Here is a 1,461-nt window from a genome sequence, read left to right as displayed (position 1 = left end):
GGGGATCGGCTGGTTGGTTATGTGACGCCGGCGTCGGTGGATCCGGTGTGGGCTCGTGGTGTGGTGGCGGATCGTTTGCCTGTTTACATGGTGCCGCAGGTGGTTGTCGCGCTGGATGAGTTGCCGTTGACGGTGAACGGGAAGCTGGATCGGGCGGCGTTGCCGGAGCCGGAGTTCGTGGCGGGTCGGGGGAGGGTGGCGCGGTCGCCGCGGGAGGAAATTCTGTGTGGGTTGTTCGCGGAGGTGCTTGGGGTTTCGTCGGTTGGTATCGATGACGGTTTTTTTGATTTGGGTGGGCATTCGCTGTTGGTGACTCGGTTGGTGAGTCGGATTCGGTCGGTGCTTGAGGTGGAGGTGTCGGTTCGGCAGGTGTTCGAGTCGCCGACGGTGGCGGGTTTGGCTCGGTTGTTGTCTGAGTCGGGCGTGGTGCGTGACCGGGTGGTGCCGGTGTCCCGGCCGGAGCGGGTGCCACTGTCTTACGCCCAGCGCGGCCTGTGGTTCCAGCACCGGATTGAGGGCCCGAACCCCACGTACAACATGCTCGTTCCGCTCCGTCTGACCGGAGCCCTGGATGTTTCTGCGTTGCGGGTGGCTTTGGCGGATGTGGTGGGTCGGCACGAGAGTTTGCGTACGGTGTTCGTCGAGGACGCCGATGGCCCGTTCCAGCGGATTCTGCCGGCTGATGGGGCGCCGTTGGTGGTGACTGAGGTGGACACCGACGAGGGCTCGTTGCCCGGAGAGTTGGAGTCGGCTGCGCGTTACGGCTTTGATCTTGGTGCGGAGATTCCGGTGCGGGCGTGGCTGTTCCGCCTGGCGCCGGCCGAGCATGTGGTGCTGGTGTTGGTGCATCACATCGCTGCGGATGGTTGGTCGATGCCGGTCATGGCTCGGGATTTGGCGGTGGCTTATCGCGCCCGTTCCGTGGGGGTGATGCCGGGGTGGTCGGCGCTGCCGGTGCAGTACGCGGACTACACGCTGTGGCAGCAGTCTGTGCTGGGTAGTGAGGACGACCCGGGCTCGGTGGTGGCTGGTCAGCTTGGGTACTGGAGGCAGGCGCTGGCGGGGTTGCCGGAGCAGATCAGTTTGCCGATTGATCGTCCGCGTCCTGCGGTGGCGTCGTACCGGGGTGGCACGGTGCCGTTCGTGGTGCCGGCGTCGTTGCATGCGCGGTTGGCCGAGGTGGCACGTGAGCGTCGGGTCAGTCTGTTCATGGTGCTGCATGCGGCTGTGGCGGCGCTGCTGACTCGGCTCGGTGCGGGCTCCGACATCACTTTGGGAACGCCGGTCGCGGGGCGCACCGACGACGCGTTGGACGACCTGGTCGGCTTCTTCGTCAACACCCTCGTGCTGCGGACGGACACCTCGGGCGACCCGACCTTCGCCGAGTTGCTCGACCAGGTCCGCAGGACCGACCTGGCCGCCTACGCCAACCAGGACGTGCCCTTCGAGCGCCTCGTCGAA

1 protein-coding gene is annotated in these 1,461 nt (G+C 66.1%); it reads left to right on the top strand.

What is annotated here, in order from left to right; genetic code table 11:
• On the top strand, positions 1 to 1,461 hold a 1,461-nt coding region (locus tag AB0M52_RS33945; RefSeq protein WP_363961986.1), incomplete at both ends, for a condensation domain-containing protein.

Origin of the sequence: Micromonospora sp. NPDC051296, assembly GCF_040682255.1 — a bacterium.
GTDB lineage: Bacteria > Actinomycetota > Actinomycetes > Mycobacteriales > Micromonosporaceae > Micromonospora > Micromonospora craterilacus.
Note: the sequence above shows the minus strand (reverse complement) of the source record. Positions and strands in the feature narration are given on the sequence as shown.